Annotated in this window: 23 protein-coding genes; all 23 read right to left on the bottom strand. The window is 39.6% G+C overall.

What is annotated here, in order from left to right; genetic code table 11:
- Positions 1–114 precede the first annotated feature (114 nt).
- The 23 genes from CNE01S_RS13165 to wcaM all read right to left on the bottom strand — a co-directional run bounded on the left by CNE01S_RS13165 (position 115) and on the right by wcaM (position 24,423).
- Complete coding sequence (locus CNE01S_RS13165; protein WP_061276650.1) at positions 115–528, bottom strand: WbuC family cupin fold metalloprotein; 414 nt, start codon at positions 526–528, stop codon at positions 115–117.
- The gene (locus CNE01S_RS13160) at positions 515–1,729 is read right to left on the bottom strand and encodes a glycosyltransferase family 4 protein (protein WP_061276649.1); all 1,215 of its coding nucleotides are present in this window, start codon (positions 1,727–1,729) and stop codon (positions 515–517) included. The genes CNE01S_RS13165 and CNE01S_RS13160 overlap by 14 nt, the downstream gene beginning before the upstream one ends.
- On the bottom strand, positions 1,729–2,859 hold the full coding sequence (wecB, locus tag CNE01S_RS13155; protein WP_061276648.1) for a non-hydrolyzing UDP-N-acetylglucosamine 2-epimerase: 1,131 nt from the start codon (positions 2,857–2,859) through the stop codon (positions 1,729–1,731). Before wecB ends, CNE01S_RS13160 begins: the two co-directional genes overlap by 1 nt.
- Positions 2,856–3,959: a UDP-2-acetamido-2,6-beta-L-arabino-hexul-4-ose reductase gene (gene wbjC, locus CNE01S_RS13150; protein ID WP_061276646.1), complete on the bottom strand. Its 1,104-nt coding sequence runs from the start codon at positions 3,957–3,959 to the stop codon at positions 2,856–2,858. Before wbjC ends, wecB begins: the two co-directional genes overlap by 4 nt.
- Before the next feature lies 1 nt (position 3,960).
- Positions 3,961–4,995 carry a UDP-N-acetylglucosamine 4,6-dehydratase/5-epimerase gene (gene fnlA / locus CNE01S_RS13145; RefSeq protein WP_061276644.1) on the bottom strand — a complete coding sequence of 345 codons (1,035 nt, stop codon included), beginning with the start codon at positions 4,993–4,995 and terminating at the stop codon, positions 3,961–3,963.
- 9 nt (positions 4,996–5,004) lie between these two features.
- Positions 5,005–5,796 carry an AglZ/HisF2 family acetamidino modification protein gene (locus CNE01S_RS13140; protein ID WP_061276642.1) on the bottom strand — a complete coding sequence of 264 codons (792 nt, stop codon included), beginning with the start codon at positions 5,794–5,796 and terminating at the stop codon, positions 5,005–5,007.
- Positions 5,797–5,800: 4 nt separating this feature from the next.
- Positions 5,801–6,415 (bottom strand): imidazole glycerol phosphate synthase subunit HisH, encoded by a 615-nt coding sequence (gene hisH, locus CNE01S_RS13135; RefSeq protein WP_061276641.1) that lies wholly within the window; start codon positions 6,413–6,415, stop codon positions 5,801–5,803.
- Entirely contained in the window at positions 6,412–7,551 is a 1,140-nt protein-coding gene (locus CNE01S_RS13130; protein WP_245874401.1) for an N-acetyl sugar amidotransferase, read from the bottom strand. The genes hisH and CNE01S_RS13130 overlap by 4 nt, the downstream gene beginning before the upstream one ends.
- An 18-nt stretch (positions 7,552–7,569) precedes the next feature.
- Entirely contained in the window at positions 7,570–8,682 is a 1,113-nt protein-coding gene (locus tag CNE01S_RS13125; RefSeq protein WP_061276636.1) for a glycosyltransferase family 4 protein, read from the bottom strand.
- A gap of 86 nt (positions 8,683–8,768) precedes the next feature.
- Positions 8,769–9,995 (bottom strand): O-antigen polymerase, encoded by a 1,227-nt coding sequence (locus tag CNE01S_RS13120; protein ID WP_061276634.1) that lies wholly within the window; start codon positions 9,993–9,995, stop codon positions 8,769–8,771.
- A gap of 28 nt (positions 9,996–10,023) precedes the next feature.
- Entirely contained in the window at positions 10,024–11,226 is a 1,203-nt protein-coding gene (locus tag CNE01S_RS13115; protein WP_061276632.1) for an oligosaccharide flippase family protein, read from the bottom strand.
- A complete protein-coding gene (locus CNE01S_RS13110) occupies positions 11,223–12,794 on the bottom strand; it encodes a hypothetical protein (RefSeq protein WP_061276629.1) in 1,572 nt (523 codons plus the stop codon). Before CNE01S_RS13110 ends, CNE01S_RS13115 begins: the two co-directional genes overlap by 4 nt.
- Positions 12,795–12,815: 21 nt before the next feature.
- Positions 12,816–13,577 carry an oxidoreductase gene (locus CNE01S_RS13105; protein WP_082763216.1) on the bottom strand — a complete coding sequence of 254 codons (762 nt, stop codon included), beginning with the start codon at positions 13,575–13,577 and terminating at the stop codon, positions 12,816–12,818.
- Complete coding sequence (locus CNE01S_RS13100; protein WP_061276626.1) at positions 13,570–14,274, bottom strand: acylneuraminate cytidylyltransferase family protein; 705 nt, start codon at positions 14,272–14,274, stop codon at positions 13,570–13,572. Before CNE01S_RS13100 ends, CNE01S_RS13105 begins: the two co-directional genes overlap by 8 nt.
- Position 14,275: 1 nt before the next feature.
- Positions 14,276–15,238, bottom strand: a complete 963-nt coding sequence (locus CNE01S_RS13095; RefSeq protein ID WP_061276624.1) for a Gfo/Idh/MocA family protein — start codon at positions 15,236–15,238, stop codon at positions 14,276–14,278.
- Positions 15,238–16,296 (bottom strand): nucleotidyltransferase family protein, encoded by a 1,059-nt coding sequence (locus tag CNE01S_RS13090; protein ID WP_061276622.1) that lies wholly within the window; start codon positions 16,294–16,296, stop codon positions 15,238–15,240. Before CNE01S_RS13090 ends, CNE01S_RS13095 begins: the two co-directional genes overlap by 1 nt.
- 20 nt (positions 16,297–16,316) lie before the next feature.
- Positions 16,317–16,952, bottom strand: a complete 636-nt coding sequence (locus tag CNE01S_RS13085) for an acetyltransferase (RefSeq protein ID WP_082763215.1) — start codon at positions 16,950–16,952, stop codon at positions 16,317–16,319.
- On the bottom strand, positions 16,945–18,018 hold the full coding sequence (gene neuB / locus CNE01S_RS13080; RefSeq protein WP_061276619.1) for an N-acetylneuraminate synthase: 1,074 nt from the start codon (positions 18,016–18,018) through the stop codon (positions 16,945–16,947). Before neuB ends, CNE01S_RS13085 begins: the two co-directional genes overlap by 8 nt.
- Positions 18,019–18,023: 5 nt before the next feature.
- Positions 18,024–19,175 (bottom strand): UDP-N-acetylglucosamine 2-epimerase, encoded by a 1,152-nt coding sequence (gene neuC / locus CNE01S_RS13075; protein ID WP_061276617.1) that lies wholly within the window; start codon positions 19,173–19,175, stop codon positions 18,024–18,026.
- An 11-nt stretch (positions 19,176–19,186) separates the two neighbouring features.
- A complete protein-coding gene (locus tag CNE01S_RS13070; protein ID WP_061276615.1) occupies positions 19,187–20,335 on the bottom strand; it encodes a LegC family aminotransferase in 1,149 nt (382 codons plus the stop codon).
- 15 nt (positions 20,336–20,350) lie between these two features.
- Positions 20,351–21,541: a UDP-N-acetylglucosamine 4,6-dehydratase gene (locus tag CNE01S_RS13065; RefSeq protein WP_061276613.1), complete on the bottom strand. Its 1,191-nt coding sequence runs from the start codon at positions 21,539–21,541 to the stop codon at positions 20,351–20,353.
- Between the two features lie 383 nt (positions 21,542–21,924).
- Positions 21,925–22,824, bottom strand: coding sequence for a UTP--glucose-1-phosphate uridylyltransferase GalF (galF, locus tag CNE01S_RS13060; protein ID WP_061276612.1), 900 nt, complete (start codon positions 22,822–22,824; stop codon positions 21,925–21,927).
- Positions 22,825–22,998: 174 nt separating this feature from the next.
- Entirely contained in the window at positions 22,999–24,423 is a 1,425-nt protein-coding gene (gene wcaM / locus CNE01S_RS13055; protein ID WP_061276610.1) for a colanic acid biosynthesis protein WcaM, read from the bottom strand.

The raw sequence follows: 24,423 nt of genomic DNA, 5'->3' as shown, positions 1-24,423 counted from the left end.
ATACTCCTGTCAGGTGTGCTCACCGCGCCCTACACGCGGCTTCAAATGTGGCTATGATGTTAACTTATGAGAGCGCAGTCTGGGTAGCATTTGATGGCCTTAAACCCAAACTCGCTAGCCGTGGTACCAGATAGGCGTGGCTTTTGCGTAATGAGGGTCAAATGGGCCTTCTTTGACTTCTACCATTAATGCTCTCTCTGATACGCATTCCACACTGTGAATATCCCCAGGAGCAAACTCAACGATCGAACTGTTCTCCAGAGGTCCGGCCAAAAATGAAGAATGCACTTCACCAGTGGCAGTGAAAAGAGAAATCCTTATGCTTCCTTCAGTGACAATAAACATTTCCCACTGATGGGATAACTCATGGTAGTGAGGTTCAACATAGCTTCCTTCGACTAACGCAATGATTAACCGTTGTACTTTCTCATGGTGTCCAGAATGCAAAAGCAAGTGAGACCTTTTGCGAACGGAATGCTTTGCTTCTTCAAAAAGGGTTTCTAATGTTGCTTTATCAATTAAACGCACCGCTCGCCTCCAGTCTATTTTCAATGGTCTGGGCCGCGGACTGAACGGAAAATTGATCGATTAACAATTTATAAGCACTTTTGCCAATCGATAAGCGTAGATTTTCATCGAGCAATAACCGCTCGGCTGAAGCAAGTAACTGCTCGTCCTGGCCATTTTCATGGATAAACCCAGCGGAATTTGCATTAACAATGTCCATCAAATCATTACCCGCATTGACACTACCGAGAATGGGTATTGACTGAACCATGTAACCTAAAAGTTTACCGGGAAAATTATGCGAAATATGATTAGCTGCTAGTGAAAACAATCCGATATCGATCTCACTCAATAACCGCTTGAATTCCACTTGGTTAATCGATGGAAGATACGAAAAATTTGACAAATTCCATTCACTGGCAAGCTGCTTAATCAGTTCGACTTCATCCCCCTGACCCACAAACAAAAAATGCGCGTTCTCATGCTTTTGCATGTTTTTTGCCAACCTCATGAGGTTGGTCATATCCTGCGCATGACCAATGTTACCGCCATAAAAGAAAATCGTCTTCTTATGCAGTCCAAGCTTATCCCGAAAAGATCCGTTTTCGTTTTCCCGAGAAGCATAAGCGCTAACATTTGCCCAGTTTTTCAAAACCTCACAGGGTAAATGACGATTATGCAACCTGAAAATTTCCAAATTTCGGTCCGACATCAACCCAATACTATTGGCTTGTTCGTAGGAATATTTTTCAAAAAAACGGAAATACTTTTCGAGCAGTGAACCACTGCGAAGCATACCCGCGTCAATGACCCATTGCGGGAACATATCCCGCAAAACTAAGTAAGCCGGGCAACCACATCTTTTTTTAATGTTACGAACCAACCTACCCCAGAAGATTGAGGGAGAGTAGTAAATAACACCATCAAAAGTATCTTTCTTAATATTTGACCGTACCGCAAGCCAGGCCCGACATGAAAGTAAAGTTTCGTTGATTGCGCGCTGGACTTTTGGCACATCTTTGATCGGACCGCTTTTAAAGCGCCAGATATTTACGCCGTCAAGATTATCGTAACTAAGACGCTGACAGCCGTTTATTTCAGGTGTAATAACAGTGACCTGATGCCCATGCCGAAGTAGCTCCACTGCGAGTTCATGGAACATTTTGGCACCCACTCGCGTGCTGTCAGGCAAGTAATCATCGATTATCAGAGCAAGTTTCATTAGTACTCTTTCCAGACCACTCTCTTAACGTAATCCGTATAGGAATGGATGATTCTGACCACTTTATCTGAAACGTTTGGCATGCTGTAATCAGCAACCTGCCGTAATAAGCGATCTTGATCACGAGGCTGCGTCTCAAGAATAGCTAACGCCTGTAAAACACGCTCAACCTCAAGTCCAACCATCATTACCGAGGCTTCTTCAAATCCTTCCGGTCTTTCATGCGCTTCGCGAATATTTACTGCGGGGAAGTTCATGATGGATGATTCTTCAGTAATTGTGCCACTATCGGACAATACGGCCATCGCGTTTTTCTGCAGATGGTTATAATCGTGAAAACCAAGTGGCTTCAGAAGCTGAATATTTTTGTGGAACGTTATACCCGCAGCTTCAATTCTGTTACGCGTTCTTGGATGCGTAGAAATGATAACCGGAAAATCATATTTTTCCGCTACGGTATTAAGTACCTGGGCCAGTTTTTCTAATTGTTTCGGCGAATCGACGTTTTCTTCCCGATGAGCACTGACGACAAAAAATTTATTTTTCTGAAGACCCAGACGCTTCAACACATCAGAACTATCAATCTGTTCCATATAATGTGAAAGCACTTCAAACATCGGGCTGCCGGTTTTAATAACGCGGTCTGGCGGGAGACCTTCGCTCAGTAAGTAATCACGTGCGATGGTGCTGTAAGTCAGATTGATATCTGCTGTGTGATCGACGATGCGGCGGTTAGTTTCCTCTGGGACACGTTGATCAAAGCAGCGATTTCCTGCTTCCATATGAAAAATTGGGATCTTCCGGCGTTTCGCCGGTAACGCAGAGATACAGGAGTTGGTATCGCCAAGGACCAACATGGCATCAGGTTTTACTTCTTCAAGAACTTCATCCACCTTAATAATGATCTGGCCAATGGTGGTGGCTGCATTTTTACCTGCAGCACTCAGAAAATAGTCTGGCTTACGCACGCCAAGGTCGTTGAAGAAAACTTCATTCAATTCAAAATCGTAGTTCTGTCCAGTGTGAACAATAATATGGTCGCAATATTGATCAAGTTTGGCCAAAACGCGTGACAGACGAATAATTTCCGGGCGAGTTCCCACCACAGACATAACTTTCAATTTTTTCATGCTAAAGGTCTCGCTATGGTATCCGGTGCATTTTTATCAAAAATTTCATTAGCCCAAAGCATTACGATTAATTCATTGCTTCCGGTATTAGTGATGTCATGAGTCCAACCGGGAACGGTCTCGACGATTTTATATTCACCAGAACTTACATGAAGTTCATATTTTTCACCGGTGATAACATGCTCAAATTTGAATGTGGCATCACCTTGAATAACCAGGAACTTTTCATTTTTAGTGTGATGGTAATGCCCACCACGCGTAATACCGGGATGGGCAGTGAAGAAGGAAAACTGCCCTGCGTCCTTAGTTTTCAGCATTTCACAAAAAACGCCGCGCTGATCGCCATAAGACGGCACGGAATAGCTAAACTGCTCAGGCTTTAAATAGCTCAGATAGGTTGAATAAAGAGCACGCGTCAGGCCTGTGCCAACGGCTTCAGAAATGAGATTTTGGCGACTATTTTTAAAGGAATGGAGGGTTTCAGCAACGTCACCAACGGTGGTCTGGTACTGCGTTTTAACCTCGCAGTAACCGCTTACGCGGTTATCAAGCAACGCGATCAGTTCAGAGCAGACATCATCAATATAGACCAGCGTAACTGCTGCCTTAGGATCATTGACTTGAATATCCTGACCGGAAGCAATGTTGTGGCAAAAGGTTGCAACAAAGGAGTTGTAATTAGGCCGACACCATTTACCAAAAACATTTGGAAAACGATAAATATAATATGCAGCTTTAGTTAGCTCAGCATATTTCAGAATCGTATCTTCGGCCGCTGCTTTACTGGCACCGTACAAATTATCCCGTGTAGCCTGTGTAGAAGAGCTAATCATCACCGGAGTGTTAAGTTTATTCTCGATCAGAATATCAACAATCTGCTGAGTTAACCCATGATTACCCGCACTGAATTCCTTATCATCTACAGGTCTGTTTACACCAGCAAGATGGTAAATAAAATCTGCCGTAATTACAGCATTTTTTAATTCATCTGTGCTGGCAGCACGGTCAATTTTTAGAATGTTATCGTACCCGGCCTCAGACAACTTCAGGCATAAGTTTTGACCAATGAAGCCTCCAGCCCCTGTCACCAAAATCTTCATATTATGCATCCAATTCGTATGCTTTTCCGGCGCGCAGTGCGTTGATGAATGGAAGCTTCAGCAGCAGCATTTTCATGCCCTCAACATCGAGACGCTCAGTATTATGGGAGTTATAGTCTTCCACTTCAGAGATACGCTTATCGCCCTGCTCAACATATTTTCCGTAGTTCAGGTCGCGAAGATCTGGTGGAACACGATAATAATCACCCATATCGACAGCAGCCACCATTTCCTCGCGGCTCAGCAAGGCCTCATACAGTTTTTCGCCATGACGAGTGCCAATGACATTAACCTGATGTTCCGGAACGTTAAGCAAATCTTTCAGCGCAATTGCAAGTGTTTCGATGGTAGCAGCAGGAGCTTTCTGAACAAAAATATCGCCATTATTTCCATGCGTAAAGGCATACAGGACCAGATCAACCGCATCTTCAAGGGTCATCATAAATCGTGTCATATTTGGATCAGTGATCGTCAAGGATTTGCCCTCACGAATCAAATCAACAAATAAAGGGATAACGGAACCACGGGAAGCCATGACATTGCCATAGCGAGTAGCGCAAATAACGGTATTATTTGGATCAACATTACGAGATTTGGCAACAATGACTTTTTCCATCATTGCTTTAGAAATACCCATTGCATTGATCGGATAAACAGCTTTATCCGTACTTAGGCAAACCACACGTTTAACACTATTGGCAATTGCGGCTTCGAGCACGTTCTCTGTTCCAAGAACATTAGTTTTAACCGCTTCCATCGGGTGAAATTCACATGAAGGAACTTGCTTCAATGCCGCAGCATGGTAAATAAAGTCGACACCACGAGAAGCATTCAGAATTGATTGATAGTCTCTTACATCACCAATATAAAACTTAAGCTTTTCACTGTTGTATTTTTTCCGCATATCATCTTGTTTTTTTTCGTCACGGCTAAAAATACGAATCTCTTTAATATCGGTTTTCAGAAAACGATTTAATACAGCATTACCAAAAGATCCTGTACCACCAGTGATCAGAAGTGTTTTATCTTTAAACATCAGAAATCCTTATTGATTACTATTCTGAAGATTAGAATAGATTAACTCTTTTTGCTCAGGAGTTGGATAACTAATCAGCACTGCACGGTACTTTCCTTTAAATACGAAAAGGCTGCCCGCTGCAGCTCCGACAATACCGCAGGTATTAATTAGTTCAGACAAATGCTCATAAGACCCTGCGCCACCTAAGAAAGTAATAGGGACGTTAACATTAGCACGAATAATGGAAGAATATTCAAGATCATACCCTTTCATAACCCCATCGTTATCAATAAAGTTGATAACAATTTCTCCGGCTCCTAATGCTGCCATCTTTTTAGCAAATACCAAAGGATCTATCTTATGATTATGAGTGTTATTTCTTGTAGATAATTCATATCCTTTGGCGAAAAATCCTTTTTTCTTGATAACGTCCAATACAACAACAACACTTTGCTTACCGATTGCTTCAGCCAGCTCAGTTACCAAGGCCGGATTTTCAACTGCAGCGGCCCCTATGGAAATTTTTTCAACCCCAAGAGAAATAATTTTTGCTGCCTGTTCTGCCGTTGTTATTCCTCCACCATAACATAGTGGCATTCGGCATTCGGCTGCAATTTTTTTAATTAATTGATAATCTGGCTCATGCCCTTTTACCGTGGCATCAATATCGATAACCATCAGCTCATCAGCTTCTTTTTCATTAAAAATTTTCACTGCATTAATTGGGTCACCGACATATTTAGGGTCTTTAAAATTGACGGTTTTAACCAAACCAGAATCGTGAATAAGTAAACAAGGAATAATTCTTGGCCTAAGCATAGTATCAAATCTCAGAAAAATTCTTCAGTAGTTGGTAACCTGAAGAATGACTTTTTTCAGGATGGCATTGAATCCCGTAGATATTATTTCGGCCAATGACACAGTTGAAATTGTGTCCATAACTGGCTGATGCAACTACATCATTATCATCCTCACATTCATAATAATATGAATGGAGAAAATAAAAACGTGGGTTACTGACAAAACCCTCCAATAATGGAGATTTTTTATTCTCAATAACGTCATTCCAACCCATATGGGGCATAGGAAGATTTGCTGAAGAATTATGGCTAGAGAAAGACCTGACTCGTCCAGGGATCCAACCTAATCCAGCCATAGTTCCTTCATCACTGGAATTAGCAAGCATCTGCATGCCAACACAGATACCAATAACAGGAATATTATCTTCTAGCACCCTGCATTCTACACTTTCACGCATGCCCGACTCGTTAAATAAAGTCATTGCTCTATCAAAAGCACCAACGCCGGGTAAAATCAAATGTGTGGAATCCTTGATATCTTCTTTAGACCGGGCGACATCGGCACTGATTCCCAATCTTTTATACACATTCAGAAAAGCCTGTATATTACCAATGCCATAATCAATGATTTTAATCATCTAAAGTACCTTTTCTCTAATCCCAGCACTCGGAGTACATTTGCCCCCAAACCGATAAGCCAGCGTTTATTTTTATAGTCGCGATAGGTTTTTTTAGGCATATCAAACAATTCTTGTAGCTGTGCCACTGTAATACCAAGTTTATGAGCGACATATTCGAACTCTTGCTCAAGAAAATGCTCATCCATCTCAGGTTTTGCAATTCTCTCTAAAGCCTGCTCACGGGTCATTTGTCCTGTCATTATCAAGCTCGAAAAATGCGCCCTGCGTTTTTCAAAACCGAACCGACGCGGCAACCAATAGTCCTCATAGAAACGTGTAAAACGAGACTCATGGTGTTTATGCTGGAAACGTTGCCAACCAAATTTTTCGTTCAACTCTTGCTCGGCTTTTTCCTTAATAAAAGGAACCAAATTTAATGGGTGATGAATTTTCATCCCCAGAATTTTCTGATAATACAGCTTATAAACTAATATATCCGTTAAAGGAAATGACTTTAAATCTCTGGTGCCAAACTGTTTATGGATATCATTGAAGAGTGTAGTATCTATCCCCAAATACCCCCCCCAAGCTTCAGGTTCACGACAGCATTCTGTTGAAAAATTGGAACCTGTAATCACATGTTTGATTTTATGCTGGCGCGCAAATTTATACAGACCTGAGAAAAAAGATGCATCCTGCACTAAATCTTGATCAGGAATACCTGATTTAAGGAAAGAGAGTTGGAGGTCTTTCATTTCCTCCCAGTTAACGACTTCGGTGTAAAGGTCTAACTCTAACCCTTCAATAAGCTTCTCAATATTACCAACGGCCTGATCTGTGTTCCATCCTGCATCAACATGAAAAAGCAAAGGTCGCAAGCCCATTTTTTCCTTTGCAATATAAGCAGCATAGGAGCTGTCAAGTCCACCGGATAAGCCAATGATACAGTCAAAATCTTGCCCTTTACTGTCGGCCTTGATTGTCTTTGCCATATCCATGAGTTTAGCTTCACCAATCTGATCGGTATGCCAGTTGGGTTTGATAGTCGCTTTAAAATTTTGGCAATATTCACACTCGCCATTTTCATTAAACACAATATGCGGATCTGTAGTATCCATGATGCAGGTGGTGCATATTTGATAATTGATTTTCACTTTAAACTCTCATAAAAATTATTTTGAAATATTTATAATATCATTCATTACGGCTAAATGCTTTTCAACCTTAAAGAAACGTCTTGCCTCATAAGCATTCAATACCGCATATTTTCTCAGTAAATCTTTATCTACGACAATTGATTTGAGTGCGGCGGTGATGGAATCAATATCAGCTGGCTTTACCTGAATTCCATTTCTATCTGGGGTGAAAATATCGAAGATACCACTATGATCGGTCGTCATGACTGCACACCCGGATGCATAAGCTTCTAAAATACTAATAGGCTGCCCTTCATATGGATAGTATGTAGGTAAACAAAATAAATGAGCATCCTCAAGCAATCTCTTTTTTTGCTCGCCCGCAACTACACCATGATAATGAAATTGTGGATAAGAAGAAATATCTTTAATAAATTCTTCTTTAGCCTGCTCATCTTCAAAACCACCGGCAAAATCCACTTGCAGGTTCTTTAGTGATTCTACTGGCAGTGCCTTAAGCGCACAGAGTAGTTCTTTATATCCTTTACCTGGCAGCAAATTACTTAGGAATAGAATTTTTATAGTATCAATTTTTTGATACTTGTTTTTTAATTCTATAGGTGATATAAAAAAGTCCGGCAAGCTGAAATTTTTAGCGATTTTTATTTTACTTTCAGAAATAAGCCCTTTGTATATATGACTTAATCTATCACCTAAGACAATGACACATTTCATTCTCTTAATAAAAAAACCATTAATATTTTTAAGAATAGGATGTTTAGAAGATAAAATCACCTTCATTCCTGCCCCACCGTGTAAATGTATAAATGTCACAGGTAGTTTGTTGAACAGGATTAAATAAATAAGTAAGTCCTTCAAATTACCAGCTACAGATTCAGCCGGTGTGAAGTACACATAATCAACATCTTTTTTCTTTTTAAAAACTAGCTTGAGTATCTTGAATATCTCGAGGACTCTAGAATAAGAATCAACTCCAGATACGAATGACTTTTTTGATAAGTTAACTAACTCAACGGCATGTCCCTGTCTAATGAAACTATCGTAGAGTGCTTTGCAGGCAATTGCCTGACCAGTCAAAGGAGGAGGTACTGGCGCGATAAATAAAATTTTTTTGGTGCTATTAGACATTATTTAAACCTTCCAAGATACACTTATCAATATCCAAAATTGAAAAACACTGCGAGATAAAACCAGAACAAAAAGACAAATTATAGCTATTTATCTACTCTAATATTTATGGTCTTCATCATGGTGAGGAAGAAAAAGATCAATAAATACGGAAATATGAGAACAAGCTCGCCAAAAAAATAATTCCCAAAAAACATAAATACAACTGCTTTCATGAGAGATGCAGTCAAGGTCAAATATTTTACATCCCGGCACATGCTGTTATATATTAGCTGAACAACAATACCTATTATCAATGGATAAATAATTATACCGACGTAAGACAAATCATTGTAAAAATAATAGATGAATGTTTTAGCATTAAAAAATCCGACTGAGTAATCGGAAAGGCCCACTTGGTTTGTATCATATTCATATGTAAAGAATGGTTTTAATAAAAATTTCAAACCTCCCCAAACATATGTCAACTCAGAATTAGAATTAATAAGAGCATTTAGATTTTGAAAATTAATTGCTATATATGTATATATTTGGCTTAATATTGAGTTAAGCACACCACTACCGAATTGAGTTGAGACTCTACTCTCATCTGACAACCGCATTGCACCAACAGCAAAAAAAAGCAGCACAAATACAAGTATAAATAGCATTTTTTTAAAATTAATTTTATTTCTTTTTGTAGCCAAATATATATATAGATAAGCCAACCCAAAAATCAAAAACTCACCTCGTGAAACTTTATATACAAGAGATGATATTATTGAAAATAATATATAGCAGAATAATATTACGAACCTTTTTTTGGAAAGATTTAATGAATATTTAATTTCTATTAGTGCAAGAATAGCTGCATAGGGTGTAAACAAATCGATATAATTTACACCAGGCAATGCATCAGGCACCGTACTTTTCAGATCATTTGATGCACCAGAAAAAAGTGCAGGTGCGAAAATAAGATGTTGAAATCGATACAGGAATGCGATAATAGATGCAATAACGATCAAATTGAAAAAAAAGTTATACGCCTTACCGTAATGGATTTTTTGATAACCGATTAGCGATAACGCGTTTTTTCTGTAGGAAAAGCAAATCGGTAGTACAAAGCACAGACCTGATAATAACATGCAAACATTAGTTTGAAGCGAGAGCTCTTCCTGCAGTTTGTAGTCGAACAACAAATCAAAATTAGCCAGGGAACATGCCAGATACCATAATAGAATACCAATACCTAAAGGATTTAGTAAGTCTTTACTTTTTAGATATGCAAAGCCATATAGAATTAGTGCCAAAATAAAATAAATGATTGATATCATATTCATCATTCTTAATGATTGATAGTATTTAATTTTTTATTGAAAGTTTTCTTGTATGCTTCCATATAAAAAAAGAATACCCAATAAAAACTAACCACCCGGTAGCAGCCTTGATCAATACATAATAATGCAGGGAATATTTCAGATTGTGGAATATAGGAATGACATATAACACACAAAGAATAATACACACTGCTGCGTTCACCATTATCATTTGTTTTCTGAGATCAAGGCCATTTGACACATGATAATAAATCGCAGTTAACGCGAAGGGTATAACAGCTAATGTCGCATAATGCATATCTCTTAGCAAATCACCATACTTTGTGAATTTAACAATGAAGAAACTCATTACAGGATTAGCGACCACAACACCAATAATTGTTATAGCAACTATTAGTAAAGCCTCTTTAATGAACAGAACCCGTCCTACTGTTGAACTCTGCTTTATTATCTTCACATATAAAAGCTCAGCGACGGTTGCAGGAATAATCATTAATGCACTGAATGCAAATGTAATTACGCTGTAGTCACCTAGCGCAGCTCGCCCTGAAGAATAATCGATAAAAAAACGGTCCATGACTAAATACAAAAAAATAAAAAGTGAGTTAATAAAAAGATAAAAAGATGGTAAAGAAATTTTTTTATAAACTCTAAGGAGAGATTTCAAGCTTCTATAATCTAACAACTGCCTTTTATTTATTAAGATGTATGTGACTGATAAAACATAACATATCAGTGTGGCAAACAAAAAATAAAAGAAATCTTTCGTATAGCAATAAATACCTAATGGAATTAAAATTGGCAGTAACTGACTCAAAAAAACTATCGCAAGCATATCATTTAGATTATTTGTCGCTCGCAAATAGGTTTTAAATACATTTCCTATTGCAATAAAAATACCAGACACCGTTAAAATAATGACAATATAATTGTATTCATTGAATAATAATGCTGCAACAATAACAAATAAACCACCGATTATTGTTGCAGCAAGTACCGTTGATAATAATCTCTGTCTTTCATCTTCCTCAGATGTAGGAACATAACGATCCAGTGCAAATCTTGCACCTAAATGAGAATAATCAACAAATTGTTGCCAGGTACGTGCCAAAGAAAGATCGCCAAGTAAACCAGAGCTTAAATAGCGCATTAAAAGCAAGCTTAAAATCATGTTCAGGCATTGTATTAGATAATTTAAAATTATATATAACACACCACGTTTAATCATTTGGTTTTTACCGCATCTTTCTTAACCATTTCATAATAATAATCTTTCATGACTTCCCCTTTTTTTATATTACCAATAACTTCTTTATATTTCTCCTGATACAGACTCTCATAGTCTTCATTAGGCATTATATGTTTATTTGGCAATATATGAGAATGATGTCTATTTTGCGAAACCATATAGAGTAAAACCAAAGCGCGTTTTTTTATGTCCTCTGATAATGGTTTTAAATCAGATATATTATCTAATAACTCATAATAATCTTTTATACTATCTGGTTCTGCAGCTATTCCAAAATTATAATAGAAGCCTTTCCCAGCTGTTATTGCAGGTATTCCTAAACAACTAAATTCTAATCCAGCAGTACCTTTAGCGGTAACAATATAATCAGCCAAACTACTAATTGAATTTGTATTTAGATCATTGGGCATGATATAAACATTACTGAGATTGTTTTTTTCGACTAATCCTTCAACACCGCCTTTTTCATCCCACATATATGAGCTTGGATGAGCTTTGACAAAACAGTTTATTGATGAATTTTCATTTAGCTTTATTAGCGTTTTCTCAAGGAAGTCATAATAGTCTTTGAATAACAGTCCCTCTCCGACATGTGGAGAATCAGAGAATGCATGCGACATCACTACCACATTTTTTTTACTGCAATCAATCCCAGGATAAAGCTGTTGTAAATCAGTAATGCTATACGCTAATTTATTTTGATATGCGTTCTTTACATCAATCTGGTCAACGTTACCAGACATTCGTTGATTGAAATATTCAACAGACTCTTCATAATAATTATTATCGGCTAGCTTGCTTATAAAAGCATCCATTGGCATTTTTAAAAAATGCTCTTGTATGTTTGTTTTTTGAGAATAACATTTGTAGGCGTATATGTCTTTGAGAAAAACAACACCATTCATTCTCTTTCGAATCTGACGAGGAAACATTCCAAATTCAGCGTACACATTATGACTTGTGATTAAATATTTAGGCTTGTATTTCTTTATTAGTTGTTCGTTTATATTGAAGGTTATAAAAGCCCTCAGAATAAGTCTAATGTAGGAAAAGTTTATTTTATGAACTGTATAACTGTTTGGCTTAAAGCGAATTAGCGTATCATATAATAAATCACCTATGTAAACGTCTTTGTAATGTAACTTAAGAAGTTCATCCCCTGTTTTCACAGATGTAAATATCTTCACTGTACTAATAATAGAAGGAATTAAAATGAGCGGATTAAAAAAAGCTCTCCACCAAAGATAAAAATCCTCAATGCCAAAGGATTTGTAAATATGAGCTACATTATTGCCCTTAATATTAAATCCTCTAACAAATACAACGGGCCTGGCATTGCATGCTTCTTCCACTGCTTTTGCCATTCTGGCTTTATCAATTACGCTCGCAGGACATTCCACATGTCCTTCAACTAAACAAACATCATCATAATATTTTTTATTGTTTCTTGACCAAAATTTTTTATTTAACAATACAAACTCTTCTTCAATTGCAGAAGGTTTGTATTTTTTTAAGTACTTTAATACATTTATTATTTTATTAAGCATGTCAACCTTATCTCCGACAATTTATAGATGGAAGCCATCATCGACTATAAGATTTTGTGCGGTAACATATTTCGATTCATCCGATAAGAAATATAACACTGCACCAATAACCCCACTTACCTCCAGCATGCCCTTACCGTTAGTATATGCCTTATAAGCCTCCAGAAACTCTTCCGGTTGATTATCAAAAATTCCTCCAGGACTAACGGCGTTTATGCGGAATCGTGTATCTTTTACATAAGCAACAACATACTTATTTAGATGCAACAAAGCTGACTTTATCGCTGCGTATTCCACAGGCATAGTCATTTTAGTGTTCTCATAAATTTCAAAACGAGGGGCAATTACACCGTACACAGAAGAAATGTTCACCACTGACAAAGGTTTTTCTTTTTGTTTAAAATACAAAGCACATTGCTGCATCAACAAAAATGTACTCCCAAGATGCAATGATAAATTGTCATTAAACCCATCAAGTGTTACATCAAAAAAATGTGCACCATAACTTTTGTTTCTAGGATAAGTGGCATTGACTACGCCATCTATGGCGCAAAGCTTAGAAAAGAACGCTTTCACATCACTATCATTTGTTACGTTAAGCGCTGCAATTTCAAGTTTATCACTACTGAGATCCACGCCAAGAGTTGCCAATCGCTGATTCATGCGCTCGATGTCTGAGTCAACGGCTATAACACTTCCACCTCGCTTTAAACATTCAGTGACCAGACAAGAACCGAGCAAGCCACCGGCCCCAAGTATAAGAATTTTTTTATTATTAATCATTTTTGGACTCATTCTTAAATTTAATTAAAGATTCTGCCATATAAAAATCATAAATATCATCAATATCTACAGCTCGTTCTTTTGGCACAACTATTGATGTGACCTTACCACTAAATATGCCATATTTATTAAGAATAAAATTAGGATCTGCGACATAAACAACCGTCGTAATATCATAAACTTCAGGTGAATCTTGACGACGAAAAACATCTCCCTCAGGCTTGATAACCAATTCAGTTATGTTCTGAGTAGAGAGTTTAACCATGTTGAAATATGGACTTCTGGATGCAGGAGTCACTGATATACAAATATCTGCTTCAACATCACTACGCATCGCTATTGCAGCCTCAACATCTTCTACAGAACGAAGTGGGCTAGTTGCCGGTAAGCTGATGAAATTATCAAATATCCCGTAATGTTCTTTGACCCATTCAATAGCATGTCGCCAGGCTAACCATTCCGGACTTTTATCGCCAGCGAGCTCAACGGGGCGGTCGATAACCGTAGCTCCAGCTGCAATTGCGCATGCTTTGATCTGATCATCGTCAGTAGAAACAAAAACATCACTCACTGAAGGAGAAGCTTTTGCTGTCTCGATTGAGTATTGTAATAAAGGCTTTCCGTCCAGATGTTTGATGTTTTTTCCTGGAAGTCCCTTTGAACCCCCACGGGCAAAAATAAATGCAATATTTTTCATATTAATCAGCAAGCCTTCTGATATTTTCAACTAACTGAAGGGTTTTTATGCCATCCTCCAGTTTTATACAAGTGTTCGGTTTGCCCTCGGTAAATCGAATAAAATCCTTTAGCATACTCATATACATTTCATTTTTATCATACTTAGGATCATTATAAAGAATTTCACTACCTTCACTGTTATGCAGTACTATCTTATTATTTATTAGGTCCCAACTAAGTCTCCCTTCAGAGCCTACCACTTCACATTCTCGAAAAGCCTGACGTTGAATAAAATCTAGATGTATATGGATTACAGCCTCATCTGAAGAGATCGCAACAATATCGGCAATATCTTCAACATCTATATCTAATATCCCTGAATTTCTAATTATTGCATGTTTTATTGTGAGTTCGCCAAACAGAAAACGCGAATAATCAATCTCATGACTCAACTCGAGAAGGGCACCGCCTCCTAATACTTTGCTTGCTGAAACGCTATTTTTATAATTTTTTGTAGGCCGCCAGTCTGGAAGGTATTGCCCAATTGTTATACGCGCATTGAGTACTTTACCAACTGTGTTCTTTTCCAGAAGCTCATGTAATTTTATTGTTGACGGCAAATACCGTAAGCAATAGCCAATACAGATTGGTGTTTTATTTCCCTCAATAAGCTTAGAAATAACTTCCGCATCATCTAAAGAAGCAAAAACAGGTTTTTCAATTAATGTTGGCACCCCAACCTTGATAAAAGGAATAGCATGTTCGAGGTGAGATGTTGCAGGGGAGGCAATTATAGCCATATCAACAATTTGACTGAGTTTTTGCAGATCATCCGATATATAATTACTGTCGCTGACTATACCTTCAATCTTACGGCCTGATGCAGATACTGCGTAAATTTCAGCTTCGGGAAATAGTGCACGTAAATTCCTTCGGTGTCTTGTTGCTATATTACCTAACCCAATAACTGCTATCCGTTTCATTAATCTAACCCTAGCGAATGGATATCTATCTGAGCTCGTTTAAAATCATCCATTCTTCCAATATCTAACCAATATTCATGAATTGGAAACATGAGCACATCTTCCCCACTCTGCATGTGTCGTTCCAACAACGATGGCATATCTATTTTAGTATTTTTAGGTACACTTTTGAATACACTAGGCGAGAGAACATAAATCCCGGCATTTACAAAAAAATGATGGACTGGTTTTTCTTCCATAGAAATAATTTTGTTTCCATCACCTTTTATTACGCCATACGGTATTTGATAGTCATATTCCCGAACACAAATTGTAGCATCCGCAGAGCTAGAATCATGAAAATTCAATAATTTTTCAAAATCTATATTTGTGAGGACATCAGCATTAATCATGATCAATGACAATTGATCCGATAATGTATCAGGTAATAATCCCAGTGCCCCTCCCGTACCCAGAGGAACGTCCTCGTATACATATTTAATATTTGCATTGAAATCATTGCCATTACCAAAATGCGCTTCAATAATTTCAGGCATATAATGCGTCGAAATATATAAATTTTTAAACCCAGCTTTGACGAAACTACGTACAACTGTTTCTAAAATTGGTCTATCTCCAATTTTCAGCATCGGTTTTGGACAATTATCAGTCAAAGGCTTCAGCCTTGTGCCAAATCCTCCGGCCATAATGAATACAGGATTCTCATAACTCCTTCTCCCATTCACCGTTTGCATCGTCTCAAGACCAACAACTTTTTCACCATCGAGGATAGGAATTGAAAATATGCTTTTGGAAATCATCAACTGATTGAGCTTTGCAAACGAATCGTGTCTACTTGCTGTGATAGGATTTTTATTCATTACTAAACTGACAGGAGCTGAAAGCTCTATATTATTTAATATACTCCTACGTATATCTCCATCGGTAATGACGCCAAGAAGGTTTTCAGCATCATCAACAACAAGCACAACTTTGAGTGCTTCTTTATTGATAATCTCTAATGCTTCGCGGATTGTGTTATCCGCTTTAATTAGCACATTTTTCCACTGCTGAGCCATTTGTCACCTTCTTTACAAAATCATTTAATATTCATTCTTGCTGGATAACACATCTGATCGGCGTTCAGATCATTTGTCAAAACAGCACCAGCACCTACAATAGCGTTAATCCCAAGCGTAATATTTGGAATAATCACTGCCCCTGCGCCAACAAAAACATCCTGTCCCGTAGACACCTGTCCACACAATACAGCACCGGGTGCAATAAAATTATTCTCGCCGAGAACACAGTCATGTTCAATTATGGCCGCAGTGTTTATCACGCTAAAGCTGCCAATTTTAGCACCAGGATGAATAACAGCCCGAGTCAAAATTTGAACACCTTTTTCAATATCAACATCTGTACTGACAATGGCGCTATCAGCTATTACTGATGCAAAATTGTACCCAAGTGCAAGGTAATTATTTGTTATAGTTTTTCTCAACGTGGAGTGAGGGCTTGCACCAATAGCATTAATGAGTTCAATTTCATCAACATTAAATTTCAAAATATCACTATCGTGGCTAAAGTGCTCGATACCTTCGAATATTTTTCTTTCAGTCGGTATACTATGGCTTATTATAGCTTTTATTTCCCGCTGTTGTTTTTTTAGGATGTCAACAAGAACACTCGCATGCCCTCCACTTCCTATGATTACAACTGGTAATTTACTCAAAAATGATATCCCCTTGCTTATAATCCCGCGACGATTCCCTTCCTAACATTTCCCAATAACTATAAGGTGACATTCCTGTGCCAGGACGTTTTATAGCAATATTATCTGCTGAGAAATATTCCCCTGCGATAATATTGGTCGCTGCAACCAGACTTTTACGCGCTACTTGTTTATTTTTAAGCTCAGAAACTGTTGGGGTTTTAATTTTATGACCTAATGCTTTTTCAATTTCCCGTATTGATTTAATCATCAATCTCAGTTCTTCTGGATCGAGTGATGCCTTATGATCTGGCCCCTCCATTTCCTTATCCAGAGTAAAGTGTTTTTCAATTATCACAGCACCTCTTGCCACCGCAGCGATAGGGATAGTTATTCCCTCGCTATGATCAGAATAACCGGAAGGCAAGTCGAAAGCAGCGTTCAAAGTATCCATTACCCGTAAATTAATTTCTTCTAACGGTGCAGGATATTCGGTTGTGCAATGCAATATGGTGACTTTTTCTTTTAATGCTTTTTGTCCTGATTCTGATGCATATGCAGCCTTGAAAGATTCAATTGAAGGTATCGATTCTTTCTCTCCAATATAGCCAAATGCTATAACACCTAATGCTGCTTCTATTTCCGATAAGGTTGCCATTCCAGTAGAAACAATAATGTCACACCCTGTTCTGGCATGTTCAAGAACTAAGGGTGCATTTGTTAATTCTCCGGATGGGATCTTAAGGCGCTTAATACCTAACTCGTTAACTAAAAAATCCAAACTTTCAGAGTCAAATGCTGTAGATAAAAATTCAATTCCTATCTCATTACAATATTTAACTAAGGCATGATGCGCATCCCATGATAATTCGAGTCTGCTAAGCATCTCAAACTGGGATTCTTGCTTTTTTGTGTTTGCTATTTGATACTCGGCCTGGGCTGCACTTTTGGTTACTAAATTTTTCGCTTTAAATGTCTGAAACTTGACAATATCAGCGCCAGCCTTATACGCCGCATCTACAAGTTTGAATGCTAACTCTTCGCTGCCATTATGGTTCACACCTGCTTCTGCAATTATTAATGTCATAGTCTTCACTTTAAGTCGTAAAATTTTTTACCAGGTACAAATTTAAGCGTTTTTATCATATCGATAACTTTACTGCTTGCATCGCCCTGCCCATAAGGATTTATTATGACTTCATCCTCTTTTTTATACGCACGCTGTAATGCACAATCTATAGCTCTGACTATGTCTTTCTCAACCGCAGACGTATGAAGCACACTTTTTGCCGCGAGACGACCTTTTTGCCTAACTCCGATATTCACGGTCGGCACATTAAATGCCGGAACCTCTATAATTCCACTAGATGAGTTACCAATGACTGCGGCCGCATGTTTAACGGCACTCAAATAACGTACCTGCCCTAGCGAAGGTATGGCATAAACTCTTTCAGCATTTTCGCTCGCATATTTTTCAAGTAGAGGAATGATCTGACGCCCTCCATCATCGGCATTTGGGTACGTCAGTATTATTTTATAGTCTTTGAATTTATCAAGCGCTGAAAGTAATTCTAAAAAACTTGTTGTAGCAGGTTCATCGCTCAGTGTTACAGGATGGTAAGTGACCAGAAAATATGGTTCGGTTAATGCAAACCCTAATGACTCACTTAATTCAGTAAGCGACATAAATGTTCCGCGCTTAAGATGATCAAGTCCTATTGCGCCAATATTTTTTACCCTTGCCGGATCCTCACCAAGCTGAATAACTCTATGCCGATATTCTTCTGTAGACGTACCATGCAAGTAACTTAATTTCGTAATCGCATGCCGAATCGCATCATCATACGCCCCCTCAGTGATCTCACCACCATGCAAATGAATAATCGGTATTCGTAATATCATTGCAGTCTGCGCGGCTGCCAGAGCTTCAAATCGGTCACCCAAAATAATGATGACATCTGGTTTAAGCCGCATAAAAGCTTCACTGAAGCTAATTACACCTAGCCCGATACTCTTTGCTGTTCCTACAGCACTGTCAGAAGAGAGCAGGATTTCGATTTTTTCGTCAATTGAAAACCCATCCTTTTCTATTTGCTGCCATGTTGATCCAAACTCAGGGGAGAGATGCATTCCACTGACAATAAGCTGCAGCTGCAGATCAGGATCATTTTCTATGTCCTTTATCAGCCAATACATTAAGCCATATTCAGCTCTTGTACCCGTAAAAACCGCAACTTTTTTCATTTTCTAATTCTTCATGGTAAGGAAACTGGTGAGCTTGGAATATTCACTAATCGAGACTCGATATATTCTGAGTTTTCCAATCCGTCACGCATTGCGTCAACAAACATAGGCAAACGATGCATTAATTTCCAGATAGGCCTGGCCATTACTTTTGCTTCGTTCATTTGGGTTAGAAGATTTTCACGAGAAGCTTCATTTTCACAAATGACGGCATTCAGCCAGTAATTTGAATGCGCGTATTCGGGCTCTTTAACGAAATGATATTCTGACCCAGCAAAGAATTCTTCATACCGTTCGGCAAGAATCCTTTTTTGCCTCAAGAACATATCAAGACTTTCCATCTGGCCGCAGCCCAAGGCTGCATTTAGATTTGGCATTCGGTAATTGAAACCTGGTTCATCATGATAGAATTCATATGCATGAGGCACCTTAGCTGTAGTCGTGATATGTTTTGCCCTGGCGCCATCCACTGCTGTCTTGCACATGATCATCCCACCACCACCTGTCGTGATGATTTTATTGCCGTTAAAACTAAGCGCAGCGTATTTTCCTAGAGTGCCAGTGTGCTTACCTTTGTAAAACGATCCCAAGCTCTCTGCGGCATCCTCAATCAATACAATATGCCATTTTTCGCATACGGCGATAATTTCATCTAATTCAACAGGATGCCCAAATGTATGCATTGGCACGACAGCGCGAACTCTCTGACGTGTTTTTTTGTTGACGCATCCTTGCTCATCCAATTCACAATTTTCGGTAAGCCAATTATCCATTGCGATCGGACACAGTCCCAAACTTGAACGCGAGACATCTACAAATACAGGGTCGGCACCTAAATGGTAAAGTGCATTACAAGTAGCAACAAAAGTCAGTGCTTGGGTAATCACTAAATCACCACGTTTCACTCCTGCCAGATACAATGCTGCACTGAGTGCTGCAGTGCCATTCATTGTGGCCACAGCTCTTGCCGTACCCGTGTAAGCTTCTATTTTTCGCTCAAACTCATCGACAAATTTCCCTACACTTGAGACGAACGTACTTTCCAGCGTATCTAATATATAAGCTTTCTCATTTCCCTGGAAAGTGGGTGCGTGCAACGGAATGAAGTCATTTGTTTTGTAGTTTTCGCGAACGAAGTTAATGATCGATTCAATTTTCATTCTGAAAGACCTTAATTACATTTTGCTATCCAGATATTTACCTGTTTCTTTATGTCCGAAGTCAGGAATCATCTTAAAGAAAAGTTCTACGATGTCATCTTTAGACCATTCAAGTGTTTCTTTATATTTCTTGATCTGCTCTTCAAAATGTTGTAGTAGCGCCTGATCGTACAAAGGTTCATTTTTAATGATCCCGAGATTTTCAAATCGGGCCATGTCTAAAACCTCTTTTTCAGTGAAAAACTCCTCGAAATCTTTTTCACCTGTTGTATCGCTGGTAGTGAATAGACAAGGCCATTTGCCTTTCGCTGGCAGTGTCTTAGCTAACTCTCGTGCCTCATCTTCAGTTTTACATAGATAAGGCTCGTAACCACGCAATTTAAGGTAGTGTATGGCAATATCAGCAAAGGTAATCAGGTGAAGACTCTCGCTCAACTTTGGAAAAAAGATGTCGCGATTCTCACCAAAAATGCACGACATTAAACATAATTCACCAGACTCTTGGGGAGTTACGAAATAACGTTTTATATCACTTGGTGCAACAAGCGGCTGTTGCTTGCGAATTCGCTGGTCAAATCCATGCAATAACGAGCCATCAGAAAATGCGACGTTAGCGAAACGTGCAGTGGAGATATTGATCTTGTCACTGCTTCGCATCAGAAACATCTCCATGATTCGTTTTGATGCGCCCATCATGTTTACAGGGTTAGCGGCTTTATCGGTCGATACACAGAAAAATTTTTTAACACCTGAAGCAATAGATTGTTCAATCGTTTTATTGGTATTAAGCACATTGACATCAATCATTCTCATCAAAGTGTAGGGATCTTTTTCGCTACGCACATGTTTTAGTGCTGATAAATTAAGTACGTAGTCATATTCACCGTCATTTTTGATAAAAGCATCATATTCTATAGAGCCAATATCCAGCGCAAATGTTTGGAAGTCACCTTCGATATATCCAAATGAGCTGCGTATATCACGCACCAATTCAACTACATTGTTTTCGCTAATATCAACAACATGTAACTTTTTAGGATGGCGTTTAAATATTTCTTTTGTTACAGCCTGACCAATAGAGCCAGCTCCTCCCAAAACTAGAAAACGCGATTCTGAAACGATTCGGGCCAGTTCTTTTTCATTTACTGATATATCCTGAGAGAATAGCTCTTTATTTCGCCCAATAAGCTGTAAAATATTATTCATTAGAAAGCTCTACGTTATGCGGTTCGTTTCTGAGGGAGTCACGGTGACTCTCTGGATCTTAGAGTGGCAGAGGAGTAGCAAATAAGACATGCTACCGCCCCAGGCTCAACAGCTACCTGTGCACTGTAAAAAAATTAGTGATAGCACACCTTCGGTACGCTATGTTGGAAATTGCTACAATTTTCATCCTTCATGCAGCAATTCTCAAGGAAAAATTTTGGTCTATACAGCAAACCTAAAACATGCTAACTCTTTGAAAGCATAGAATTTCATCGATTATTTATAAAGCAAAACGGCGGCCCATCGTTCAACCTCTACTTGAGACTGAACGCTATGCCACCGTTTACCGCGCTCTCCTCCCTGACAGCGACTTAAAACTGAACTTATGCCTTAGCTAGAAGCTTCTGAATACTTTCACGAAACTTCTGGCCTTCCTTATGGTTGCGCAGCCCATACTGGACGAACGCCTGCATATAGCCCATTTTTTTACCACAGTCGTAGCTCTCGCCGGTCATCTGCATCACTTCCACTGGCTGAGTTTCGTTCAGCACCGCGATAGCGTCGGTCAACTGAATGCGCCCCCATGCGCCAGGCTCGGTTTTTTCCAGCAGTGGCCAGATATCCGCGGACAATACATAACGCCCTACTGCGGCAAGATCGGAGTCCAGCGTTTGCGGCTGATCGGGTTTCTCAACAAACTCAACCACCCGGCTAACCTGCCCTTCATTCTGCAGCGGCTCTTTGGTGGTAATCACTGAATACGCCGCCAGATCTTCATTTGGCATATGTTTAGCCAAAACCTGAGTACGACCCGTTTCATTGAAGCGAGCCACCATTGCCGCCAGGTTATAGCGCAGCGGATCGGCAGTGGCACCATCAAGCACAACATCCGGCAGCACCACAACGAAGGGATTGTCACCAACGATCGGCTGTGCGCAGAGTATCGAGTGTCCGAGCCCAAGCGGTTGGGCCTGACGAACGTTCATGATGGTGACGCCAGGAGGGCAAATAGACTGGACTTCGGCCAGCAGCTGACGCTTAACGCGCTGCTCAAGCAGGGCTTCCAGCTCGTATGACGTGTCGAAGTGGTTTTCAACAGCATTCTTTGAAGAGTGGGTTACCAGCACGATTTCTTTGATACCAGCGGCAACAATTTCGTCGACGATGTACTGGATCATCGGCTTATCAACGATAGGCAGCATCTCTTTAGGAATCGCCTTCGTTGCAGGCAGCATATGCATGCCTAAACCGGCGACAGGGATAACTGCTTTTAAATTAGTCATTCTTAGTCCCACCTCTAAATGGTTGGAAGATTATAGTCTTTTCGTGCTCTGATGCCAGCATGAATTTATTAAACGAATGATTCATGCTACCGCCACAGAAGTACAAACGAAATATGCTGGCACCGCTATTTCGGCCCCTGTTGGCTCAGATTTGTCACAAAAGGGGTTGCATTTTTATTTACTTACTCTTGAGAGCGTAAAATTAAGGTTTTCACTATTGACGTGAAGTTGATCGATCCGGTCGATATCCACCGAGCTCTGCCCCTTTTCATTCACCGCGTGAATATTCGCCAGCGACAGCAGCGTGTCATCTTTAGCCATGAACTTGCCGCGCACGTCCTTACGGAGATCGAAGTTCAGCTTCAGCGCCGGCCCTGTCGTGGAAAGTTGCATCACATTGATATTACGCATGAAAAGATGCTGTGGTTTGTTATGAAACTCAAGCGTCGCACGCTTCATGGTGACGTTGGTCATTGCCACAAACGAGGTCGCATTGCCGGATGAAATCTGAATACCACGTAAAGGGCTACTCAGTTCGCTATTATCGAGCTTAATATCGCTAAGCTTAAAGTTTTGCGGAATAGACAGATAATTCCCCTTAATCACCCCATAACCAATCAACATCCCTGCACTGTTCACCATATCCACATCGTCAATCACAAAGTTATCGCAGCCATATATCGCCACGGTCGCGTTATCAATCCCGGCGGTGCGGCTGAAAGTCGGGTTAATATTGCGCGCTTTTACGTTACGAATAAGAAAATGCTTCCCATTCTCAACATGGACGAGTTGCCGACAGTTACTGCCGGTGATATTGGCCACGACGAAGTTTTTTACCGCCTGATCTTCGGGATAATTGTTGTTGTACGTGCTCCCCGCCAGCCCGATGCCTATCCCCCAGTTAATCTTTCCATTAGTACAGTTAATGTTGTCAATAACGTGGTCAGAAATCAGCAGGTCGTGATCGTTGATCGCCACGTTCCACTCAATAGCATCTCCCTGAAGATGGCTAAAATGGCCGTTAGTGATGCGCACATTCTCCATGCGATTGTGAAACCCCTGACGCAGGATGGCATAGTTGGCATCATGTACCGTGATATTGTCGATGGTCAGATTACGCATAGTGCGGTTATCTTTCCCACCGATGTAAATCTGCGCCACATTGACAAATCCGCTCATATCAATGCCCTTGATCGTACAGTCAGATCCCCGCACATCCAGCGTAATGTTGTTAAACCGCCCTTTTCCCTCCCCGACTATCTGGCAGCTATCCTGCAGTACAAATCGTCCTTTCCCGTTACCTTTCAGCCCGCCGGCCACATGAAGCGTTTTGCCCTGTGGCATAAAAATCGCGGTATTAATGCTGTCACAGACAACGTCCGCCGGGACTTCAACAACATCCGCTGCGGCAAATGCCTGCTTAAACGCGGCGATCCAGTCGGCTTGGTAGAAATCTTTGACGTTGACCTGTGTTCCCCGGCCAATAGCTTTTACCGTGCCGGGAATAAGGGATGTCGCCGCTAACACAGAGCCTGCGGCGATCAGTTTGCGGCGAGATGCAGAGAAAGAGGTGTGCTTCAGTGGCTTGCTTTTCAACAT

The sequence above is a fragment of the Cedecea neteri NBRC 105707 = ATCC 33855 genome (genome assembly GCF_001571265.1).
GTDB lineage: Bacteria > Pseudomonadota > Gammaproteobacteria > Enterobacterales > Enterobacteriaceae > Cedecea > Cedecea neteri.
The sequence above is the reverse complement of the archived record's forward strand: the minus strand, read 5'-3'. Positions and strand labels throughout refer to the sequence as shown.

Bases quoted from the DNA above. Each gene is read 5' to 3' on its own strand.
- CNE01S_RS13160 (WP_061276649.1), bottom strand. From the start codon at position 1,729: ATGAAACTTGCTCTGATAATCGATGATTACTTGCCTGACAGCACGCGA.
- wecB (WP_061276648.1), bottom strand. From the start codon at position 2,859: ATGAAAAAATTGAAAGTTATGTCTGTGGTGGGAACTCGCCCGGAAATT.
- wbjC (WP_061276646.1), bottom strand. From the start codon at position 3,959: ATGAAGATTTTGGTGACAGGGGCTGGAGGCTTCATTGGTCAAAACTTA.
- fnlA (WP_061276644.1), bottom strand. From the start codon at position 4,995: ATGTTTAAAGATAAAACACTTCTGATCACTGGTGGTACAGGATCTTTT.
- CNE01S_RS13140 (WP_061276642.1), bottom strand. From the start codon at position 5,796: ATGCTTAGGCCAAGAATTATTCCTTGTTTACTTATTCACGATTCTGGT.
- hisH (WP_061276641.1), bottom strand. From the start codon at position 6,415: ATGATTAAAATCATTGATTATGGCATTGGTAATATACAGGCTTTTCTG.
- CNE01S_RS13125 (WP_061276636.1), bottom strand. From the start codon at position 8,682: ATGTCTAATAGCACCAAAAAAATTTTATTTATCGCGCCAGTACCTCCT.
- CNE01S_RS13120 (WP_061276634.1), bottom strand. From the start codon at position 9,995: ATGATATCAATCATTTATTTTATTTTGGCACTAATTCTATATGGCTTT.
- CNE01S_RS13115 (WP_061276632.1), bottom strand. From the start codon at position 11,226: ATGATTAAACGTGGTGTGTTATATATAATTTTAAATTATCTAATACAA.
- CNE01S_RS13110 (WP_061276629.1), bottom strand. From the start codon at position 12,794: ATGCTTAATAAAATAATAAATGTATTAAAGTACTTAAAAAAATACAAA.
- CNE01S_RS13105 (WP_082763216.1), bottom strand. From the start codon at position 13,577: ATGATTAATAATAAAAAAATTCTTATACTTGGGGCCGGTGGCTTGCTC.
- CNE01S_RS13100 (WP_061276626.1), bottom strand. From the start codon at position 14,274: ATGAAAAATATTGCATTTATTTTTGCCCGTGGGGGTTCAAAGGGACTT.
- CNE01S_RS13095 (WP_061276624.1), bottom strand. From the start codon at position 15,238: ATGAAACGGATAGCAGTTATTGGGTTAGGTAATATAGCAACAAGACAC.
- CNE01S_RS13090 (WP_061276622.1), bottom strand. From the start codon at position 16,296: ATGGCTCAGCAGTGGAAAAATGTGCTAATTAAAGCGGATAACACAATC.
- neuB (WP_061276619.1), bottom strand. From the start codon at position 18,018: ATGACATTAATAATTGCAGAAGCAGGTGTGAACCATAATGGCAGCGAA.
- neuC (WP_061276617.1), bottom strand. From the start codon at position 19,175: ATGAAAAAAGTTGCGGTTTTTACGGGTACAAGAGCTGAATATGGCTTA.
- CNE01S_RS13070 (WP_061276615.1), bottom strand. From the start codon at position 20,335: ATGAAAATTGAATCGATCATTAACTTCGTTCGCGAAAACTACAAAACA.
- CNE01S_RS13065 (WP_061276613.1), bottom strand. From the start codon at position 21,541: ATGAATAATATTTTACAGCTTATTGGGCGAAATAAAGAGCTATTCTCT.
- galF (WP_061276612.1), bottom strand. From the start codon at position 22,824: ATGACTAATTTAAAAGCAGTTATCCCTGTCGCCGGTTTAGGCATGCAT.
- wcaM (WP_061276610.1), bottom strand. From the start codon at position 24,423: ATGTTGAAAAGCAAGCCACTGAAGCACACCTCTTTCTCTGCATCTCGC.